The following is a 19,833-nucleotide window of genomic DNA, read 5'->3' as shown; positions in this document are numbered from 1 at the left end:
TTAAAGCTGCTTAGGCAACGAGAATTGAACAAATAAAGATTTATCCAATGGTTGATTGGAATCACGCAGCGTGTAATCCAATACGATGTTGTTTTGGTTAATTTTGTAGTTGAGCTTACGAATCAAGCGGCTCGATGTAGCACTGCTCTTGTTCGCAAAAATAGCGCGCAACAACGCCCACTGACCGGTAAATGATTGTTGTGCGACTCGATTCTGACCGCTGTAGAATTCTGCACTCAAATAGCCATCCACTCCTGCGGTTGGCCAAGTTATCTCGCGCCACACTCTTGGACCATGTTTGTAGTCGTAAATCGTTTCAGCCTCTCGTAGGCGGAATTCCGTCACGTCGGTACTCATTGAGCTCGCTTTTACTTCAAGCCTTAACCCAAGATCATCCCCTGAAGAACCAAAGAAAATGCCACTCAGCTTTTGAACTAATTCAAGTTGCTTACGAGTGTTTGAGTTTATTGGTAGCGTTAGGCCGTCAACTTCGTTTAGCTTGAGCCTGCCGTTATCCCAGTAAACAAACGGCTTCAAGGTTTCTTCTATGTAGCGAGCCACACGGCCACTTGGTTTAAAGAATTGAGAAAAGTCATCTAAGCTCACTTCTCCACGACCATGTTGATCAAATGGGAATCGCCCTTCAATGGCAGACACATAAAACTGGTAAACTTGCTCATCCCACTGTGTATTTAGATACACCACGCTGCCATTCACCACTTGTTTCCACACTTGTTCACTGAGACTCTTCGTCCAAGACGCGACGATGTTCGGAGCCTTGCTGCCTGCTTGACGGAAGTTCACGATAGGGTCGCTACTACCTTGCGCATGGGCGATGGCATAAGCATGGAATGATTTACCGGGGTTTGAACTAGACAATGCGGCATCGAAAAACGAGTTAACCTCATCAACTTGAACGATCAACTGCTCCAGTGGTGTATCCTTGTCTTTACCATTCCCATTCACAAACCTAGAAAAAGGCAAAAATGCTTCATTTACGACGAATGAAGGTTGCAGTCTCAACAGGTTATCGCCAACTGCTCGATTCACTTTGTCGGCTTTGTTCAACACCTTTTTCGCTTTCTTCAATCCTAGTTGACCGGCTGCACGCTTCTGTCCTTTCGTATCCGGTTGATCGGCGACAGCCAATGTTGTGTTCACAACAACCGCATCCAATACATCAAGTAGTGGACTCGTAGCCGGAGAACGTGTGTTTCTTAGCGCATAGCTAAGTACCGATGCATCGCCAAACTGTTTGATTTGAATGTTGTTGACTAGGTCTTTCCAGTAGTAGATGTAATCAGAAAAATACAGACGTTGAACCTGTTTGCTCAGTTCTCTAAGCTCAATGACTGATGCGCCAGACATATCACCTTGAATCGCTTTAAACTCGCTCATCAAGCTTCTAAGCAGAGGCGACTTTGCCGTCAAATCAATTTGGCTATAGCCCTGCTTAGTAAAGATTTCAGGGATCAGATAGCCATGGAAATCATTAGTAAACTCAAACAAGCTATCGAACTTCTCACCGAGCTGGCTTCGGAGATCCACTTGAGTACGGTACTCTGGCATCTCTTTAATACGCGCATAAATCAGTCGCTCTGGTGACAAGCCTTCAAGGTTGTTCGTTGCAACAGCTATAAGGTCTAGGTTCGGTTGTAGCTGCTTGTCGTAATGACTTTTAAACAAGTCTTCGATTAAAAGAGAAAAAGAGTAAAGCTCGTCCGGAGAAAGCTCGCCTTGGTCTTTCAAGTTATCAAGCAAGTAAGTTTGTAGTTCCGCAAAGTTCAGTTGCTCTCGGTCAAACAACATCTGGTAGTAACGCAAAATCTCAAAGATTCGGCTTGGATTACCAAGGTTCACATAAACATACAGCTCGCTGCTGATCAGCTCTTCGAGCTTTGGTAGCATTATCTGGTGCAACTGTTTTTCATAAGCAGAGTAAACACTCTCGGCCGTATCTGTTTGCTTAATACTGACTTTCTCATGCCACGCTTTAGGTTGAACGCCCTCAACAACCACATCGCCAAGTTCTCTTAATACCGCCACAACCTCCGACATAGAATTGTCATTGCTCAGCTTTTGAACATCGTTTTGATAAAAACGAATTTGAGATAGAGCCGTTGTGCGCCAATCTTCATCAACATTCCAGTTTTCCTGTAACTTCAGACCTGCAACAGAAATCAGCCCAACTACGGATACTAAAACAGCGGTTCGAAATACAAGATAACCCGCATGACGCCATTCATTGACACCGACGATATTCTTCTCCGGCAAGATGACCTTATTGAACAAACGTTGCGTAAAGAAACCACGACGATTTGGCTGCTGTTCAACTTGGTTATTGGTGTTGAACTCAGCACGTTCGGCCACAACCTGCGTTAGTAGATCATGCTCAATGCCTTTTTGCCCGGATGACATTAAATAAGCGCCGCGGATCCATACGGCTTCTCGGACACGGTTCTCGCGACCAATGTCGCTCAAAAACTCGTTGACGCGCTCTAGGAAAATTCTTAGCTGATAAGGCCAAGCGATAATGGATCCCGACTTGTCACTGCTGACGTTTCTCAGTAACTCAAACTGCTGCCCCGCAATGGATTGAATCAACGCGTGGCTTTCTGCCTCAAACTGCTGTTTGTCATAACGGCGCGAAACATCGCACTCAAAGGTAATACCAAAAGGATTTTCTGAGTCACATGCAGTGAAGCTCTCAAAGAAACCAGTGAAGTCTGCAATCGAGTCAGCTTTAGAGAAAGCGGCGTAAACAGGCAAGTTTAAGCTAAGCTCTGCGCCCATCGACAACACAGCCTCCTGATAGATGCCAGAGAGCCTAGTGCGTTCTTTCTTGTCCCCTGTCATTAAGCGATCACACCCAATAACCGTCACAATGCCGTTCAGTCCTTGCCTCGGACGGTATTTGAGTAGTTGCTTCGCCAGTACTTGCCAAAGCGATTCGTCAATACCGTCGTTATCAAATATACGATGACCAACTTCCACAACGACTGCGTTATCGTTGCTCCAAAAGCGTAGGTACTGTTCCGTATCACTTTCATCCAAGTAACGCTCGTTAACTGGCTCAAAACCATTCTGTAGCAATATGGCACTTTTCGCGTCTTTTTCACCACCTAGAACTAGGTACCAAGGCAGACTGTAAAGACTTTCTAACTTGTTACGAGCTTGTCCTTGTATCTTTTTCGTTGCGATACGAAACAGCTGCTGGATCACGCGCGTGTCTTGCTTAAGCAGTACGTGTTGATCATGCTCTTCTTTCTCTGTTTGATTAAGCTTGCGTTGTTTCCACCACCAAACACATGTAAAGAAGACAATAACGACGGTGACAGCGAGCATTCCCCACTTTATCCAGACTGGTTGCTCTTCTGATGCCGTTATCCAAAATGCGAGCGTCCCTAAAATGGCAGTAATCACCAAGAAAATAGAAAATATCTTTTTAAACATCTTATTTCAGCGCTCTTTTAATCGTGGCGTTCAAACCAAAGCGAACATTGAGTTCATTTTTCAACTTACGAATGGTGTTTAAGTCGTCACCTGCGTGAAGATAAAGCTCAACACCATGTTCCGTCTCACGAGTAAAAGACTCATAGCCTGCTTGTTTGAGTTCTGTCGATAAACGAAGTGCGTCGCTCGCCCGAGAAAATACCGCGAGAATGATCTCCCATTGCTGAGTGACCACTTTTCCTTTCATTCCCGTTTCTTCCTCTAGGCTTTCACTCTGTCGTCCCAAATCCGCATCGGAACTTAAGTACACTAAGTCACTGCTGTTTTTCTTCAGGTTGACGTCTGACATATCGATCGCGCTAAACTGTGCCAACAACGGCTGCACGCGGCTGTTGTACCAATATTCAGTAAAGCCATACCCCGATGCCAGAACCAAACAAGCCAAGCCTAACGTTTTGCCCATACTGATCATTAGCCACGGGCGTTTACCTTCGATTAACGTTGGTGTTTGCGGTACCGGAAAAGGACTTTCACTGCGATAGTGGCGAATGAGGCCGTACGCACGAGCGGTAATATCATGCAATTGGCTCTCGTCTTCATGGCGAAAGCGCCCTTTGAAACCCAAAGCCAAAAGCACGTACTGAAGCTCAATAAAATCAACAAGTTTATTCGGCTGCTGGCTGGCCTTATCTAGCAACACAAAAAAGGCCTCTCCGCCATCGCGCTGTGAAAACACCTTGCTCAACAACGAATGATTTTCCCAACGGGCACGCTCTCCCCAAGCGGTGTACAGCACAGCTTCATCAAATGCTGCGCACAACACAAAGCAGCTTTTTTCAATCACACTTGGGTGGTAATCCAAGTGCAGACCACGCAAACGAAACGCATCAATGGCGTACAAAAGTTTTTGACGAAAACGGTTGATGTCTCTCGGTGCACCTTGACGCTTAATCGTCACTAAAATACCCAAGAGTTCCGTTGCCGCATTCATTAAAGGGCTACCATAAATGGCAAGATTCTCAATCAATCGCTCAGTACCCGAAGTGTCCGCTTTGGGTGGCAACTGATGCTGCTTTTGAGGTGATTCGGTCGATGTCACTCGTCGAATTTGAACCGTCGGTTCTTCGTTAAATAATCCGCCCATCCGTTACCTACCTGATCACATGAAAATCGACGTGGATATCATCAATTCTTTCATCAATATGAAGAGCGATCGCCTCATCACGTTTGATCAGCGCTTGCCACAATTCAGACTTAGTATCGATTTCGAAGTAAGCGGCGTCATTCAAAGACTTCAGCTCAGAAGGTGCATAAGGAAGATGGCGCAAAGGAACACCTGAAAGTGCATTACGTACTAAACCGGCAATATCACTGTTCCCTGCTAGCTTCGCAGCACGAGGAAACTCTTCACTAAGTCGAGTAGCACCGATAGACGAGGAAACGGCCAACACAAAGCGCCCTTGATTGTATAGGCTGCGATCATCGACCAGTGTGCGTAGCAAGCGACGGCTCACGAACAGCTGTTTGTCCCAGTTCAATGTTGATACGTTATCTATCTGAACCTCACGGAGTAACACCAGTAACTCAGAAAACACGGTCGAGAAAATGCTGTATAGCGCATCTTGGTTCCATGCAGGGAAAGACTTTGGCATCTTCCCTTCTAAACCCTGCATCTGCCCCGCCATCGAAACGCACTCTAAATAGAGGTGACGTGTCAGCAACGAGCCATCTAGGTTCCATTGTTCAAGTTTTGGCATCCAAGCACCCAGTACTTGCAGCCACAAGTAGTCACGCATCAACGACTGATAGCTTTTACTGCTAGACTCCGCTTGTAAACGAGTATGTATCGCTCGGGAACGGTATTGTACTTGTGCAAATAGATCAGCAACGTTATCGGTTAGGTAGCTAGATACGGCAAACTGCAAGCATTGAGGAACGAATGCTTGGTTCAACACAACAACACCTTCAGACTTGTGTTCACTGATTTCAGCAACGGATATCAACACAAAATCTTTTAGCTCATCACCTTCTAAACGCAACTGAATGTTCAATGTTGCTAACTCTAACTGAACCGGGTCACTGTGCTCTCGGCTGGTATCGTAAACAGGGTGCTCTTGTGAAGAGTGTCTCAGACGCGCATCTTCTCCAACATCAATAGTGCCCGGTCTTGAAACCGGAAGGGCCAGATACACTTTCTTATGACTGGTATTTTTCGGCACATCAAGCACGAGTGCTTGCTCAATTTCAAATGGTGTTCCATCAGGGAAAATGCCTTTAGCACGACGCACCGAAACCTTACCAATGTTCAACATCGAGCGATCAAGCTCTAGCGAGGTCAATCCATAAGCATTAGGGCTAATTTGTCCGGCGAACTCGCGAGTAAAATGTTCAACATAGCGCTCTTGCTGTTGAAAGTGCTGAGGGGAAAGGAACATCCCCTCACTCCACACGACTTTATTATTATCCATTATTATTCTTCTTCCCCTGACACAGACAGATTAATGCCATCAATTTCAATACTGATAACCGCTGAATTCACAATTAGCGGCTTATAAATCACCTTGTTCTTCGCCTCTCTGTAATCAGCAAAACCCGCAATCACACCGATGTACTTAACGCCACTACCAAGTGGGATAATTTCCTGACGAGTTTCACCTGGCAAAATGCTTGGTAACTGGCGAGAAACGGCCAACTCGGCCTTCAACACGCCTTGGTCATCATTATAAATTTGAATAAAATCAGAGAGTTCAAACGCATTATTATTCGTCAATTGATAGATTCGGAGCTCTACCGGAGAAGGCTTACCTTCAACATTAGGGTTAATATTGGTCGCAGCTTTAATATCAACGACCAGTTTTGGCTCAACCAGCTCATCGCTCCATAAACTGCACCCTGACATCATAAGGGCGATACACATTAGGCATAAACGACGTACCATTACTGATCCCCTTCGAAGTTTTTTTGCATACGCATTGCATCTCTGAAGTACGCTTGAAACTTAATTTGCCAATCGCGATTCTCTACTTGTCGGTTGAAATAGCGTTTGTACATATCCCAGTACTTCGGCTTACGAGACCAAAAGCCGTTGCCCGACAAATCATCAAACATCGACTCTATCGCATTCGGAGAAATATCAGACAACAACCTTGCCAATGCCATTTCTAATGCTTTGTCCGTGCATTCCTGTAAGCGCTGCTCATGCTTCTTAAACTCAGTAATCTCAAACTGAGATTGGTTAACGGGTGACTCTTCTTGAGCGAAAGAGGGGGTTACCATCACTTCATGGTTTGGAAATGACGCACGAAAATCACTGTCTTTCAGCGGGTCATCCTCATCCGTCTGAAAATCAAGATTAAAGTGAGGTGCTTGCTCTTGCTTAACTGAGGCATCATTCGCAAATGGGTCATCCCCCACCACATCTGTTGCCGAGATGGTGAACTCTGGCGCTTCATCTACTTCAGGAATACTTTGAATAAAAGGTGTTGATTCAGTACTAAACGGATCATCACCTAGTCGAGAGCTATCAGAGTGATGCTGCTGGGTTTGCGCTTTCGCTGATTCAGGGAAGAAACAAGAAACCAGCAATCGGTAACGGCCAATATCAAGAACATCACCATCACTTAATGTCGATTGGTTACCATTGCCCAAAGGCGCATCAGAGCCATTGATGTAAAGGCCATTGGTGCTGTTGTCCATGATTTGGTATCCACGCGAGGTCTTACGAATCGTCGCATGGGTACTTGAAATCTCACGACTTGCGTCATTAAGTTGTAGCGTCGCGCCAAACGCACGCCCGATATCTCCACCATCTTCTGGAAATGCTTGATTCCATTGGGCGATGCTTTCACCATCTGGAGAGCTAATAATTCTAATCGATAGAGGCATTTGACTGACCTTCAATAAATTCAATATTTGGAGTTAACGACACTGAGAAACCGCCTCGTTAAATTCATTAAGAAAGTTGGGGTATTTCTTAGTAAATGCTTTGGAGAAATACACCCCCAATGGATTCGATTTAACCCGTGTCCGAGAAATCGCTCGATAACTGATACCCATTTTTTTTATCGTCTCGTCAATGACAGCGTCATTGCCCAATACCGCTCCGACTTCCCCGTTCAGCATTAACTCAATTAGGGCTTTTGGCGTCCTTGGTTTTTTACTCACGCGGTAACCGTTTTTCTGTAGCCAAAACCATTTATTTGAGCCAAATAGTGCCGCAACTTCGACCTGAGATTTGAACATAGCGTTGTCTAACTCTGTTGAATCAGAGAGCGAGAACCAACTCCAATTCTGTTGATCAAGTGGCGCAGAATAATCGGCATACTCATCACGCTTACTGTTACGAGACGCAAGGAAGAAACCATGTTGTGAGCCAACCTCTGTCATGAGCTGGGCTCTATCCCACTTAGTCATCGTGAGCTGATACGGCTGGTCCATCACTCTCATGACACACTTCACTCGTTCTATCCCCGGCCCTTTCATTTCCCCGTTTTCTTGGTACTGATAGGGAAACCATTCTTGGGTTGCGAGTAGTAACCGCTCAGGGCGCTGATAGGCCAAAGCAGGTTGGCTCAGCACGGTCAACATAACGGCAATAAAAACGACACGTATCATGGTTAATGGCTCTCCATGCTCATGCCTGCTGAACGCACTAGCTTGCCATCTTGCGAATAGATATCGCTGGCCATTTCAATCAGTACAAACGGAAGCTGCGTATCAACACGACCTGCTTGTTTAAAGCTAATCGAGATATCTGGTGGCGACAGCACGCCCACAGGCAGAGAAGCAGGAGCTGCACCCTTTTTAAGTACTTCAATGCCGTAAAGTGCCGCTTGGTGGGCATTGTTCTCAAACCCTACGCCAACAGACATCAGCGCACTTTGTTGCGTGCCATTAACCGCATCAGGCACTGCGGTTAGCAGAGGAAGCTGCTCTGAATACAGGTTGATCTCATCAATTCGGTTTAGAAGACTTGAGCTACCCGTTAGCCAAAGCAAGGATTGATGTAAATTGCCATCATTGACCTTCATCGATTCAACGGTGGTTTGCATCACGAGTTGAAGAGTAAGCTCAGGGTTATTCTCGTCAACTTCGATAGGAAAGACTGTCACTCCTTGCTTCTCAGCCTCTTTTTGAAGTGGCAAAAACTGAGTGAGATAAGCACTGGTGTTCGACTTGGCGTACAGCACACCAATTTGAGTCAGACTTGGTTTAAAGCGACGTAAAAAGCTCAGCGTAATATCAGCAGGCAAATTCAAGGAGGTGTAAGCAAAGTTGTTGCCGCTTGAGTGATAGTTATCCGTCAGGCCCAGTAACACCGGATCTTTTGCGTTCACCGATACAACCGGCAGCTTACCTCCAGCGTAAACCTTATGCAGTGAGACGGTCGCACGAGATCCAACCGTGTAGATCATGTTCGCCTTTATATCGGCAGCTTTCGTCCAAGCAACCAGTTCCTCTTGGCTTTTAGGTAAAAGGAAAGCGCGAAATGAAACGTTAGGCATTTCTCTGCGAAACACTTTTAAGATGGTCGACAACGCAACATCATACGAGTCCGCTTTTCGAGAAACTAAAACCCAAACCATCGGATGTTCACCACGTGGGGCGAACAATACATCGCTGTCATTAGCATTGATTTCCCACTGTACCGCCTTCTCAGCTTGTAAGTGTTCACCCAACCACTCAGGCCAATCCGCCAAACTCACCGATGAGGATGCAGCCAGTACCAAAAGTAAAATCAATCGAATCATGCTTTCGCCTCCTTTTGTGCACCACGGTCAAACAACCACATCAACAAGCCAGCTAAGGTAAAGAATGCTGAAAGCGCAAAGAATGCGTAGTCCGTTCCGAGGTGAGCAAGCAAAGCACCGACAACGACCGAACCCAACACATGACCTAGCCTTTCCAAAAAGCGATAAGTAGAAGCAACTGAATTGGCATTCATACCTTGAGTGGTGGTCACCACATGAGTCACAACTGGGGCATTAATAAAGCCGTGTGAAACGCCCATGACTAACATTGCGAACGTTGCGACGAGGACAAGATAGGCTATGTCTTCAAGTAAGAAGGCAGCAGAAAGAATGGCCAAAGCAACAGCGCCAACGATACTTCCTAAGCAAAGCGCCCATTTTGCAGAGCCAATACGGTCAATCATTGGCGAGACCTTGCCACTAATGAAAAGCACAGAGAATGCATAAGCCATCAGCACCTGACCGATACTTTCGCGCTCGACACCGACATCAGAAAGAAGGATTGGCACAGCAAAGAATACGACACCCGTTAGCATCATTTTGGTTGGGATACCAACAAGCAACATGGTGCGCATGAATGACGGTACACGCATCAAAGCTGCGGAATCTTTTAGCATCATCGTCAGGTTCTCTTTGAGTGAACCTTGAGCATTCCCCTGAGGAATCATCGACGGCAGCGACAACGCGAACAGATACATCAGGCCACCAACTAAAGCCGACAACATGAAGATGCCTTGCACCCCTACGGTATCAGCCAACAAGGCACCGATTGCTGCACCAGAGATGAATCCAGCATTGAAGCAAAATACGATGATGCCTGCGGCTTGTGTCTTGTTAGATTGATCACTGCAACGCAGAATATAACCTTGAACGGCAATAAAGATCGTCGCTTGCCCAACGCCAGAGGTGAATCGCGCAATAAGCACCATCGCTAACTGGGACTCGTACGCTAGCAACAAACAGCCAGCCGCAGATAACAGAATACCCACGCCAAGTACTTTGCGAATATCAAACACTTCAACTAGACGCGAAACCGGCAATAGCGTTGCAGCAAAGCCGACAAAATAGAGTGTAAAGAAGTAAGACGACCAACTTTCACCCGCGCCATTCTCTACCGCGATTTGCGTTAAGTACTGAGGTAAAACCGGCGCCATTAACGATTCCATCAGCACCGTAACCAACAGCAACGGCTTAACCTGTGCCAGTACGATATCGTTTTTTGGCTGTTGCTCTGAGTGGCTCAGCAAGCGAATAAAAGCAAAGCAAATGAACGCACAACCAGCAAATAGAATGGCAAAGTTCTTTAGTGTACGTACCAACTGCGCAAACAGTACTTTAGGGAAAAAAGCGACCGTCACCTCGTTCCCTTTCGCATCGCTGACCAAAAATTCGGCCATCTCATCGACTGACATACTGTTCTGCGCTTTACTTTTGGCGATCAACTCAGATCCCTGAGCAACAGAAATGGAAGAGACTTCTGGGTTTGACTGACGAAAACTGTCTAGCATCTCATCGATGCCACTCACTTGACGATAGCTGATCCCTGCATTCAGTACTGGGGCCAAACGTTGAGTAACAATGTTCGCCATGGAATCCGCCTTGTGCTCCAAGCCGGATTTGTACAATGCACCGACCATCAACAGCACGCTCGCCGACATGGCTAAGAACACCCCACCAAATGCAGTGAAGTAAATCTTGGGGTTTTGGCTACGCAACACAAAGAAGATAAACGCAGCGGTCAGTAAAACCACCAGCAGCACCATCGGCTGGAAGTGCCTATCGATGCTCCTTTCGATTTCTTCATCACTCAGCCAAATCTCCAAAGCACCAACTTGAGCAAATTTATTGTTCAAAGGGATGGTGACTAAACTGCCAACAAAGTTGTCATCGGTGTAGCGATATAGCTCTTGCTGCCCAGAAATCACTCGGATATCAACCACAGAAGAATCCGCTTTCGCGATTGGCGATAGCACTTTCTCAAGACCAGCAAAGTCCTGAAGCGGCACGCCGGAACTGAGAACTTGTTCTATACCGATTCGGGCGGCTTCTGTTTGGGCTAAAATCGCATCACGGCTCTGCTGTTGATAGCTTTTCAATGCTTGTGCATAGCCAACAACAAAGATCAGCATTAGTGATAACAGAACCAGTAATGCTCCGAGCAACAAGCGGCTATATTGCTTAAAAGAGTTCAAAGTTCACTCCTAACCCACGCTTAGAGCGTCGAATTGCTCATTGAGGCAATGCGCAACCGACATTGGTCGTTTTTGCTTGAGGAAAGATAATCGGTTAAACACCAACGACTGAACTAGGTCTGTGTAATCCATACCTTCACGAGCCAGATCATGGCAAACCAAACTTACCTTTTCTCCCTCCGGACGTTTTAGATCCGGTTTTGGATTGGTTTCCAGCACATAAAGGTTGCCTTCTTTGTCCATTCGTAAGTCCACTCTCACTAAGGTTTGAAGGCCAAGCTGGCGATAAATCTTCTGACCGATCAGTGCTAACTGATTGCGTAGCCCCTCTTCATTAACAGCAACCAAACGGTCTTGAGTGATCGGCTTTACATCCATAGAAGTAAAAATCGGCTCGTCAGCGTCCAGTACACGTTCAGTAATTGAGAAAGCCATCGGCATTTCAGACTGCGTCAGTTTGCCTTCTTTAAAGACATACTCTCCTGCAACAGCAACAACAAACTCTCGGCCACCAAGGAAAGGTTCAATCATTACAGTGTTCCCCGTCGCTTGACGTACATGCTCTACAACACCCGCGAGATCACTACGATTAAAAACAGGATAAACATGAATTGAAGCTCGGCCAGACACTGGCTTAACAATGAAACCATCTTTGAACTGCGCTTCAATTTGATCGATCGCATCTTGCTTTGCTACATCTTCAAAATGTTCATCAATACCAATGGTGATAAATGGTGCAGTCGGCAGTCCAGCGGCTTTAATTTCATGCTTAAACAGGTGCTTGTTATCCAAGATCCCTGCCGTCATTGGCGAGTGCCCAACATAAGGCACGCCCAGCATTTCCAATGTAGAAGGCAAATGACACATGGAGTCAAAACCTTGCAAACCACCACTGTTCGTGATCACCAAGTCAATACCTTTATCTTTCAGGCACTGCGCTAAGTTGATGTCTTCAGCTAACACCTCAACGAACTGGAAATTAGATTCACGCAGTGCATTAGCAATATCGTGTGCAACAGGTGCATACGTTTTGGTTGAGCGAGGGCTCAAGTTTTCAAAGATAAAACTGCCGTCCTGCTCTTTATCCCCACCGTGAATCACTGCGATTTTTAAGTTCTTGCGAATCCATTCCAATTGTTGCGTAGAAAAGACTGAATGCATCATCTGTTAGTACTCATAATGTTGTGCTGCGAAAAGGTCGCGTTAAACACGGCCCGCAACAAAAAGCGTTAATAAAATTACGTTATTGTTTTAGTTGGGTTGACATACAACCCATTGTTTTTTTGAGGTCTATTGCCTCTTAATGCTATTGAATCTGAATCTTAAATTTGCCTTCTTCAACGTGAACAGTGACCGCTTCTACCGGCTTGTTCTCACTCATGCGAACAATGCATTGATTCGCTAAATCCGGCATAAGTTGACGATTGATCAGTTGCTCAACGGCACGAGCGCCTGTTTCAGGTGAATCGTTCATATTGACCAGCAGATCAATCACATCAGGGTGAAATTCAAAACTTGCTTTGTAGTGGGATTGAACGCGCTTGCGAATGCGGTTCAGAGACAAGGTTGCAATTTGCGCCATTTCTTCATCGTTCAAAGGGAAGTAAGGCACGATGGTCGCACGGCCAAGAAATGCTGGTTTAAAGTGTTTTTGCAGCTCAGGGAAAATAGACTGAGTCAGAGTCGGAACATCCGGTCGACCATTTTCACATGCATTAACAACAGCGCTGTCTGCCGCGTTTGATGTCATGATGATGATCGTATTACGAAAATCGATGTGTCGACCTTCACTGTCCGAGATAGAGCCTTTATCAAAGATTTGATAGAAGATGTCGTGCACACCAGGGTGGGCTTTTTCCATTTCATCCAGCAGCAGTACAGAATATGGGTTCTTACGTACCGCTTCTGTTAAGACACCGCCTTTACCGTAGCCAACATAACCTGCAGGAGAGCCTAAAAGCATCGACACCTTGTGCTCTTCTTTAAACTCCGTCATGTTGATGGTGGTGATATTTCGCTCACCACCGTATAGCAAGTCGGTAAGCGCCAATGCAGTTTCGGTTTTACCCACACCACTTGGACCACACATCAGAAATACCCCAACAGGTTTGCGTGGGTCGGTTAAACCTGCACGCGACAAGCGAATTGCTTGTGAAAGCTCTGCTATCGGCGTTGTCTGACCAATCACTCGCTCACCGATACGAGTCTCTAGGTGCATCAACTTCTCAACTTCTTGGCTAAGCATGTTGCCCACTGGAATCCCCGTCCATAGCGCCACCACTTCAGCGATGGTTTGCTCTGTTACCTGTGGCAGGACTAATGGTTGCTCACCCTGGAGCTCTCGCAGGGCTGCCATTTTGTCTGCTAACAGGATTTTCGCTTCATGCGATATCACCGAGCCATTTTCTTTTAGCTCAGTGTCTAAGCCAGACTGCAACTCAATGATCTCTTCCACCAAGAGGCGCTCTGCGTTCCAAGAGCACTCAAGTGACTGATGCTCTTGTTCTAAAGCCGCCAATCGTTGTTTTGCTTCTTCCAAGCGTACGTTTTCAATCGACCACAATGCCGACTCATGATGTAACGTTTCGATCTCGTTGTTGGTATAGCGGATTTTTTCTGCAATGGCTTCCAACTGTCTTGGTGCCGCACTTTGGCTCAATCCAATGCGTGAACACGCTGTATCTAACAGACTAATTGCTTTATCAGGTAACTTACGCTCAGGAAGGTAACGAATAGAGAGAGCGACGGCGGCATCGATGGCTTCTTGCATGACTTTAACGCCATGGTGCTTTTCAAGGCTGCGCTTCACGCCGCGAAGCATGTGGATAGCATCTTCTTCATTAGGTTCATTAACCGCAACAACTTGAAAACGACGAGTCAGCGCGGCATCCGATTCAAAGTACTGTTTGTATTCTGCCCATGTGGTCGCTGCAAGTGAACGAAACTCGCCACGCGCAAGCGCTGGTTTCAGAATATTAGCTGCATCATTCTGGCCCGCTGTGCCCCCCGCCCCAATCAGCGTATGTGCTTCATCGATAAACATGATGATTGGCGTCGTTGACTGCTTGATCTCATTGATCACATCTTTAAGGCGGTTTTCAAACTCACCTTTGATGCTCGCACCAGCTTGCAAAAGGGACAAATCAAGGCTGCGCAGCTCAACGTTCGCAAGCGCAGGTGGGACATTGCCATTCACGATTTCTTGGGCAAGACCTTCAACAATGGCCGTTTTACCTACACCTGGGTCACCAACGAGGATCGGGCTGTTTTGACGGCGGCGGCACAAAATATCAATGGATTTGCGAATTTCATCTCCGCGCCCTGTAATAGGATCCAACTCGCCATTACGCGCGGCCTCTGTCAGGTTTTGCGAGAACTTGTCCAAAGCTGGCGTCGCTGAGTCACCACGGGTTGGGACCATGCTCTCGGTAGACGATGAGACTTCACTGGGTCTGCTGATCACCATCGACTGACTGCGTAACCATTCAGAAGACAATACTGACACCCACGAGCTCAACACGCCATTGTAAGCGCTTTGGTCCAGACGCTGCTTCAGCACCATAAGCAGATGAAATTCATTCACCACCGATTGCTGATTGTTTAATGAAGCAAGCATCCATGCATCTTTAAGTAACTCAACCAACTCAGGGGACAAAGAAGGTGAAGAGTCATTACCACGAGCCAAGTGCATCAGACGGTCATTACAACGCTCCAACATCGACTCTTTGGCCATTGATGCTTGCTGCAGTGCGGCCTCCCAGCCTTTGGACTGCTGTAACAACTGAACAAACCAATGCTCAGCTTCTATCGCAAAGTGTCCTTTACTTACACAATCGCCAGCAGCCGTTTCCAGGGCACTTTTTAATAACGGAGTAAGCCTTTTGACCAAGCTTTGTAGTTCAATATTTATCATTCTGTTTCCTAACTTTTCGTCAGTGGCATTTCAACAAACTGTTGATGATCTGATTGATGACTCATCCACGCGGATTGGCCAATTCTTAACGCTTTTTGGTGACTGCCTGATAGCTTCACTCTCGGCAGATACTGGCTATTTACCTTCATATAGAGTGCATATTTGGTATTCACTCCCATATAGCTTCTAACCATATGGTCCAGCGCAAGAACCATCTCTTTGTCACTGCGTATTTTTAAGTAATGCTGATAGTCTTGAGGGCAAATTTTTATGTTGAGTTTCTGCCCCGTCATTGGCGTCGACATCCCGACCAATGCGCCCATTCCCAATTGATGATTGTTTCCAGCTTGGCCAATTTGAGTTAAGGAACACTCTGTGAGAGGCAAATACTCTAGGCTACTGCGTTCAACCTCAAACTCCGACTCGAAGTAATCTTCTAGCATCGACTTAAGCGCCAATGGGCAGGTCAATTTCAACCCTAATAAGCCGGTGTATTGCACCAAATGAGATTCCGGCATTGGTGCCTTATCTCCAGGCTGTCCAGCCAAACTGGAAAGCATTTCAGTAATAGATTGACGGTCACGATTCCAATGAAACGCCTCTTCCTCAATCTGATACGTCAGCTCGTGCTTTTGCTTTGTTTCGCAGTACAAACGGTAGTAACGGTTATTAAACATGTCGAAGAAGTCGAGCGGCGCTTCATCGCCAAGTTCAAAACGCGCTTTTAGTGCATCGCCATACATCGCTCTTGGCATCGAACCAGAGTTTCCAGACAAAGCCGCCAATGATGTCTTTACCGTAAATTCACCCTCTCGCTCCGAAGTAACCGTAGAGACTTCTGCTTGATAGTAAGCTGGGAGAATTTCCGCACTGAACCTCACTTCAGGTCGCTGACCCTTTAAATGAGCCTGATGCTTGAAGATCTGCCACGCTTTTTCTAGCTGCCCCTCAAACGCACCATAAGCGAAACGGCTTACAACAAACTCTTGCACCCAGTTCTCCTCGGGAAGGACAGGTAAACACCGTCTTGGCCTTCCAAATAAATATCCACTTGAGTAAAGCTGTTGAAGCCTGCGAAATAAGCGAAGAAGTGGTCAAGCAAATGACCAAAGAGCGATACGCCTCCGTTGACATTGCTTGCGTCTAACGTCACCGAAATTTTTGTGCCGTAAGCAAAACATGTTTTTCCTGACACACGGATCGGAGCCACCACTTGCTCCTGCTCGATATTTTGTAGGGACTCGATATAGATGTGGTTTTGCACCGCTTGGTTGTGGTTATACAAATCAAACACATTTTTCAGCGTAGCGGTTGGGTCATCCGTCCCTAGAATCGCGTGATAGTTAAAGTGCAAATGGCAAAGCAGTGCCCATACATTCTTATTTGCGTCACGACTACGCACTGGCAAGGTTGGGCGGCGCAGCAAGTTCATAGCCGCTGGAATCGTAAGAGATTCCCGACATGTCACTTGGCTGTTTACAGGCAATGAGCCTGCTCGAATGCCGTCAGTCGCGGTTGTCGTCACCGACCAAACTCTGGACGACATCGTGGCACTAACATGCCCAATATCAGCCACTTTTAAGCCACTGCGAAGCACGCCTCTTTCGTGGGTATCCTGTACGAGCTGCCAACGAAGTGCAGTCTCTGTGCTGTTGTACTTGTCTCCGTAGATCTGACAAACCTTAAACGGTTCGCCTTCCGTTACGTCTAGCACTTCATCAACAGAAAACACTTCCAAATCATTACCTTGGCTTGCATCAAGATAAATTGGGTACTGCTTTTGGGTGAAGTCGATTTGCAGAGGTTCTGACACTTTGGTTTGCAGGTTCACCAATGGCGTACAAAACAGAGAAAAATGCTGCGCTTGAATGCTACGAGCTTGCACCACACTCATCTCATTTAAGAAAATCTGAATACGAAACTCTGAGCCGATTGCGTGTTGCATGACATTGCCAAGGTCTAATTTGAATCCTTGAAATCTTTCAGGGAACATGAAGAACTCGGTCAGCAACTTAAAGCCGCCAAAGCTTGCTGCTTGATACGGTAAAATAGTGTCATTCACATCGAAGCCAATTGGCTGTAGTGCAGACTTACCTAATGAGTAGCTCTTACCATTATTCTGGATACACACCTGACAGCGCCCGTGGGCGAGTACATCATACAAACGCAACGCGAAGTGGCTTTCACCTTTGAGATGCAGTTTCAACTGGTCAATATCCAAATCACGCAACTCGATACCGCTGTCGGTTGCCTTAATCGTCAGCTCCAACATCGCTTTTGCGTTTTCTGCACCCGCAGGCTTAGCCAGTTCAAATGGCGCAAACAGCACTTCAGCCGAAGCAACTTGAATTGGCAGCAGCGCTATATCTTCGGAGGTGCGAAACACCACTGGCTCACCGGCTTCGCTCGCGACATCAAATTCTGTGCCTTTAGGTATACTGTGCTTTGCATTCGCTTCTTCAAAAATAGCGAAGTCCAACATGCTGTATGACGGCACTGGCCTTAGATAATGCGGGAACAACAAGTTCACCAAGCTTTCTGTCAGCTCTGGGTAAGACTCATCCAAGCGCTGCTGCAGTTTGCCATTCATCAAGGCAACACTTTCAATTAAACGCGCGATCTGAGGATCATCAATACTGTCTTTACGCATTCCCAACGCACGAGCCGTCCCCGGATGACGTTCCGCGAACTGAGAGGCTTCATTGCGAATAAAGCGCAGTTCCTGTTCAAAATAGGAAAGCAATGAATCAGACAAAATTCGACTTCCTTACATCTAGTTTGTTGCTGCTCAAATCCAAAAAAGAATCCAGTACGATCGCCTCATCACCGAGCTCTGAATGCACCACGGCGGAAAGGCGAAAGCTCAATTGGTTGCTACCCAATTCCCCTTCTTGAACATCAATCTCTACCTGGCTCAGGCGAGGTTCGAAGTTTCGGATCAGCACTTCAATTTCTGCGACAATGTCACTGGTGTTGTTTTTACTTTGAGCGCGAGCCATGTTGCGCATACCGAACTCGGCAATCGTTCCTTTTTCCGATAAAAACATCTCTGAGCACAGAGGTGCTCGGCTGGAAATAAGATCACAGACGTTATCAACAATCGCATCTCGAACGCTGTCGATATCGTCATTCCAGCTTTGGGTTAACTTAGCCATTAAGCTCATGATGTCTCTCCAACCTCAGTGCCAGATACCGAAGTTGTTAACACCACTTTCGCATCCATCATTTCGTATTGATATTGAGGCTGAAGCATGATCTCGCATAGGTAGCGGGTTTTATCATGAGGAGCCTCTTCAATACGTACATAGCAAGACCTCAGCGGGTATCGGGCAAGTACGGCATCCTCACCATAATTGACGTTGCTAATGAACTGCTCTAGCCATCGCTCTAGACTGCGTCGACAACTTTCTGCGCTGTCATATCGACCAACTTGGTCACGAATTTGAACTTTGATGTAATGGGCAAATCGGCAAGCCATTAGGTTGGTTTGGAGCATACCGAGCTGGCGTTGAGCTTCATCAGGCGCTTGCCAAACAGATTGATTACTAAAGAAACCTTTATGGCCACTTAAGTAAATACTGGTTAAAGGCATGAACCCTTGAGACGACCAAAAGCCATCATCTTCACTGTAGATGTCTACCTTGGTCTTAAGCTCTTTTGAGTCCTGAACGATCGCCCCATATGAACCTGTCTCATCGTAAGAACGCAGGAATCCAAACCAGCTGATTCGGTCAAACTCCCGCATCACATTACCTAGCAGGAGGTAAGCGCTGCTGCCCCATAAGGCATATTTCTCTTGCTGGCGTTCGTTAAAAACAAACCCAGCCTGATATTGACGATATGGTTGACGAATCAAATGTTCTGGCATCACCAAATGCAAAAATCGTGATGAGCTTTTTTCTCGTAGCAGCTGCCATGAAACAAAATCTCGACTAGTAAGAATGCGATCAATTCTCGCACTGTCGTGAAGCAACCTTCTCGGTTCATCACCAAAGAAAAACTCGTCGGTTCCGAGCACCACTGGGCAAAAAGAGAGCTCCCCCAGCTCAGAGAGCAGTTGAAGGGTGTAGAGATCGTCATACTCCTGATCATCGGCGTAATCAGCCGAGACCTTGTGATCGACCATCACCATGCCAAATGGGCTACCACCGGCGGTATCCAGCTCATTTGAATACAGCTTTCGGTATAGGGATGACTGCTTTAGATCGAAAGAGTAATTGAGATCTGCCGAAACCATACTCCAACTCAAGTCGAGCATTTTGATTTTGACTCGACGCTGGGATACTTGCAGCTGCGCTAACGATTTGAGCCCCGTCCAAGAGGCTTCTAACTGCTTATAGTTAGGGTGTTGGATAACGTCCGACAACTGTTCACTTATTGACGTATCAATCTCGGAGATCAAACGAACCAACAATGCTTTGAATTGGGCCACCGACTGATTTTTCGCGCACAGTAACAGCTCCTGCCAGGCAGGATTCTCAGCTAAAATGCGGTCAAATTCGGAATCTGTATACATCAGCGACTC

Annotated in this window: 14 protein-coding genes; all 14 read right to left on the bottom strand. The window is 46.4% G+C overall.

What is annotated here, in order from left to right:
* Complete coding sequence (gene tssM / locus KIV41_RS16810) at positions 1 to 3,453, bottom strand: type VI secretion system membrane subunit TssM (protein ID WP_285337051.1); 3,453 nt, start codon at positions 3,451 to 3,453, stop codon at positions 1 to 3.
* Between the two features lies 1 nt (position 3,454).
* The gene (icmH, locus tag KIV41_RS16805; RefSeq protein WP_010446946.1) at positions 3,455 to 4,597 is read right to left on the bottom strand and encodes a type IVB secretion system protein IcmH/DotU; all 1,143 of its coding nucleotides are present in this window, start codon (positions 4,595 to 4,597) and stop codon (positions 3,455 to 3,457) included.
* 7 nt (positions 4,598 to 4,604) lie between these two features.
* On the bottom strand, positions 4,605 to 5,921 hold the full coding sequence (tssK, locus tag KIV41_RS16800) for a type VI secretion system baseplate subunit TssK (RefSeq protein ID WP_029843212.1): 1,317 nt from the start codon (positions 5,919 to 5,921) through the stop codon (positions 4,605 to 4,607).
* A 2-nt stretch (positions 5,922 to 5,923) separates the two neighbouring features.
* Positions 5,924 to 6,391: a type VI secretion system lipoprotein TssJ gene (tssJ, locus tag KIV41_RS16795; protein WP_010446941.1), complete on the bottom strand. Its 468-nt coding sequence runs from the start codon at positions 6,389 to 6,391 to the stop codon at positions 5,924 to 5,926.
* Complete coding sequence (locus KIV41_RS16790; protein WP_285337050.1) at positions 6,391 to 7,338, bottom strand: type VI secretion system-associated FHA domain protein; 948 nt, start codon at positions 7,336 to 7,338, stop codon at positions 6,391 to 6,393. Before KIV41_RS16790 ends, tssJ begins: the two co-directional genes overlap by 1 nt.
* Positions 7,339 to 7,371: 33 nt before the next feature.
* On the bottom strand, positions 7,372 to 8,067 hold the full coding sequence (locus tag KIV41_RS16785; protein ID WP_010446937.1) for an ABC transporter substrate-binding protein: 696 nt from the start codon (positions 8,065 to 8,067) through the stop codon (positions 7,372 to 7,374).
* A 2-nt stretch (positions 8,068 to 8,069) separates the two neighbouring features.
* Positions 8,070 to 9,203 (bottom strand): ABC transporter substrate binding protein, encoded by a 1,134-nt coding sequence (locus tag KIV41_RS16780; RefSeq protein ID WP_285337049.1) that lies wholly within the window; start codon positions 9,201 to 9,203, stop codon positions 8,070 to 8,072.
* Positions 9,200 to 11,395, bottom strand: a complete 2,196-nt coding sequence (locus tag KIV41_RS16775) for an MFS transporter (RefSeq protein WP_285337048.1) — start codon at positions 11,393 to 11,395, stop codon at positions 9,200 to 9,202. Before KIV41_RS16775 ends, KIV41_RS16780 begins: the two co-directional genes overlap by 4 nt.
* 9 nt (positions 11,396 to 11,404) lie before the next feature.
* A complete protein-coding gene (locus KIV41_RS16770; protein WP_252041745.1) occupies positions 11,405 to 12,559 on the bottom strand; it encodes an ATP-grasp domain-containing protein in 1,155 nt (384 codons plus the stop codon).
* Positions 12,560 to 12,701: 142 nt separating this feature from the next.
* The gene (gene tssH, locus KIV41_RS16765; RefSeq protein ID WP_285337047.1) at positions 12,702 to 15,308 is read right to left on the bottom strand and encodes a type VI secretion system ATPase TssH; all 2,607 of its coding nucleotides are present in this window, start codon (positions 15,306 to 15,308) and stop codon (positions 12,702 to 12,704) included.
* 8 nt (positions 15,309 to 15,316) lie between these two features.
* Positions 15,317 to 16,300 carry a type VI secretion system baseplate subunit TssG gene (locus tag KIV41_RS16760; RefSeq protein ID WP_285337046.1) on the bottom strand — a complete coding sequence of 328 codons (984 nt, stop codon included), beginning with the start codon at positions 16,298 to 16,300 and terminating at the stop codon, positions 15,317 to 15,319.
* A complete protein-coding gene (tssF, locus tag KIV41_RS16755; protein WP_285337045.1) occupies positions 16,282 to 18,063 on the bottom strand; it encodes a type VI secretion system baseplate subunit TssF in 1,782 nt (593 codons plus the stop codon). The genes KIV41_RS16760 and tssF overlap by 19 nt, the downstream gene beginning before the upstream one ends.
* The gene (gene tssE / locus KIV41_RS16750) at positions 18,056 to 18,472 is read right to left on the bottom strand and encodes a type VI secretion system baseplate subunit TssE (RefSeq protein WP_010446924.1); all 417 of its coding nucleotides are present in this window, start codon (positions 18,470 to 18,472) and stop codon (positions 18,056 to 18,058) included. Before tssE ends, tssF begins: the two co-directional genes overlap by 8 nt.
* A complete protein-coding gene (locus KIV41_RS16745; RefSeq protein ID WP_285337044.1) occupies positions 18,469 to 19,824 on the bottom strand; it encodes a type VI secretion system contractile sheath domain-containing protein in 1,356 nt (451 codons plus the stop codon). The genes tssE and KIV41_RS16745 overlap by 4 nt, the downstream gene beginning before the upstream one ends.
* Positions 19,825 to 19,833: the final 9 nt, after the last annotated feature.

It is taken from the genome of Vibrio sp. D401a (assembly GCF_030248515.1).
In the GTDB taxonomy this organism is placed as follows: Bacteria; Pseudomonadota; Gammaproteobacteria; order Enterobacterales; family Vibrionaceae; genus Vibrio; species Vibrio rotiferianus.
The sequence above is the reverse complement of the archived record's forward strand: the minus strand, read 5'-3'. Positions and strand labels throughout refer to the sequence as shown.

What these genes read in the sequence shown, in the direction of transcription:
- tssM (WP_285337051.1), bottom strand. Translation starts at nt 3,453, where the DNA reads ATGTTTAAAAAGATATTTTCTATTTTCTTGGTGATTACTGCCATTTTA.
- icmH (WP_010446946.1), bottom strand. Translation starts at nt 4,597, where the DNA reads ATGGGCGGATTATTTAACGAAGAACCGACGGTTCAAATTCGACGAGTG.
- tssK (WP_029843212.1), bottom strand. Translation starts at nt 5,921, where the DNA reads ATGGATAATAATAAAGTCGTGTGGAGTGAGGGGATGTTCCTTTCCCCT.
- tssJ (WP_010446941.1), bottom strand. Translation starts at nt 6,391, where the DNA reads ATGGTACGTCGTTTATGCCTAATGTGTATCGCCCTTATGATGTCAGGG.
- KIV41_RS16790 (WP_285337050.1), bottom strand. Translation starts at nt 7,338, where the DNA reads ATGCCTCTATCGATTAGAATTATTAGCTCTCCAGATGGTGAAAGCATC.
- KIV41_RS16785 (WP_010446937.1), bottom strand. Translation starts at nt 8,067, where the DNA reads ATGATACGTGTCGTTTTTATTGCCGTTATGTTGACCGTGCTGAGCCAA.
- KIV41_RS16780 (WP_285337049.1), bottom strand. Translation starts at nt 9,203, where the DNA reads ATGATTCGATTGATTTTACTTTTGGTACTGGCTGCATCCTCATCGGTG.
- KIV41_RS16770 (WP_252041745.1), bottom strand. Translation starts at nt 12,559, where the DNA reads ATGATGCATTCAGTCTTTTCTACGCAACAATTGGAATGGATTCGCAAG.
- tssH (WP_285337047.1), bottom strand. Translation starts at nt 15,308, where the DNA reads ATGATAAATATTGAACTACAAAGCTTGGTCAAAAGGCTTACTCCGTTA.
- tssE (WP_010446924.1), bottom strand. Translation starts at nt 18,472, where the DNA reads ATGAGCTTAATGGCTAAGTTAACCCAAAGCTGGAATGACGATATCGAC.
- KIV41_RS16745 (WP_285337044.1), bottom strand. Translation starts at nt 19,824, where the DNA reads ATGTATACAGATTCCGAATTTGACCGCATTTTAGCTGAGAATCCTGCC.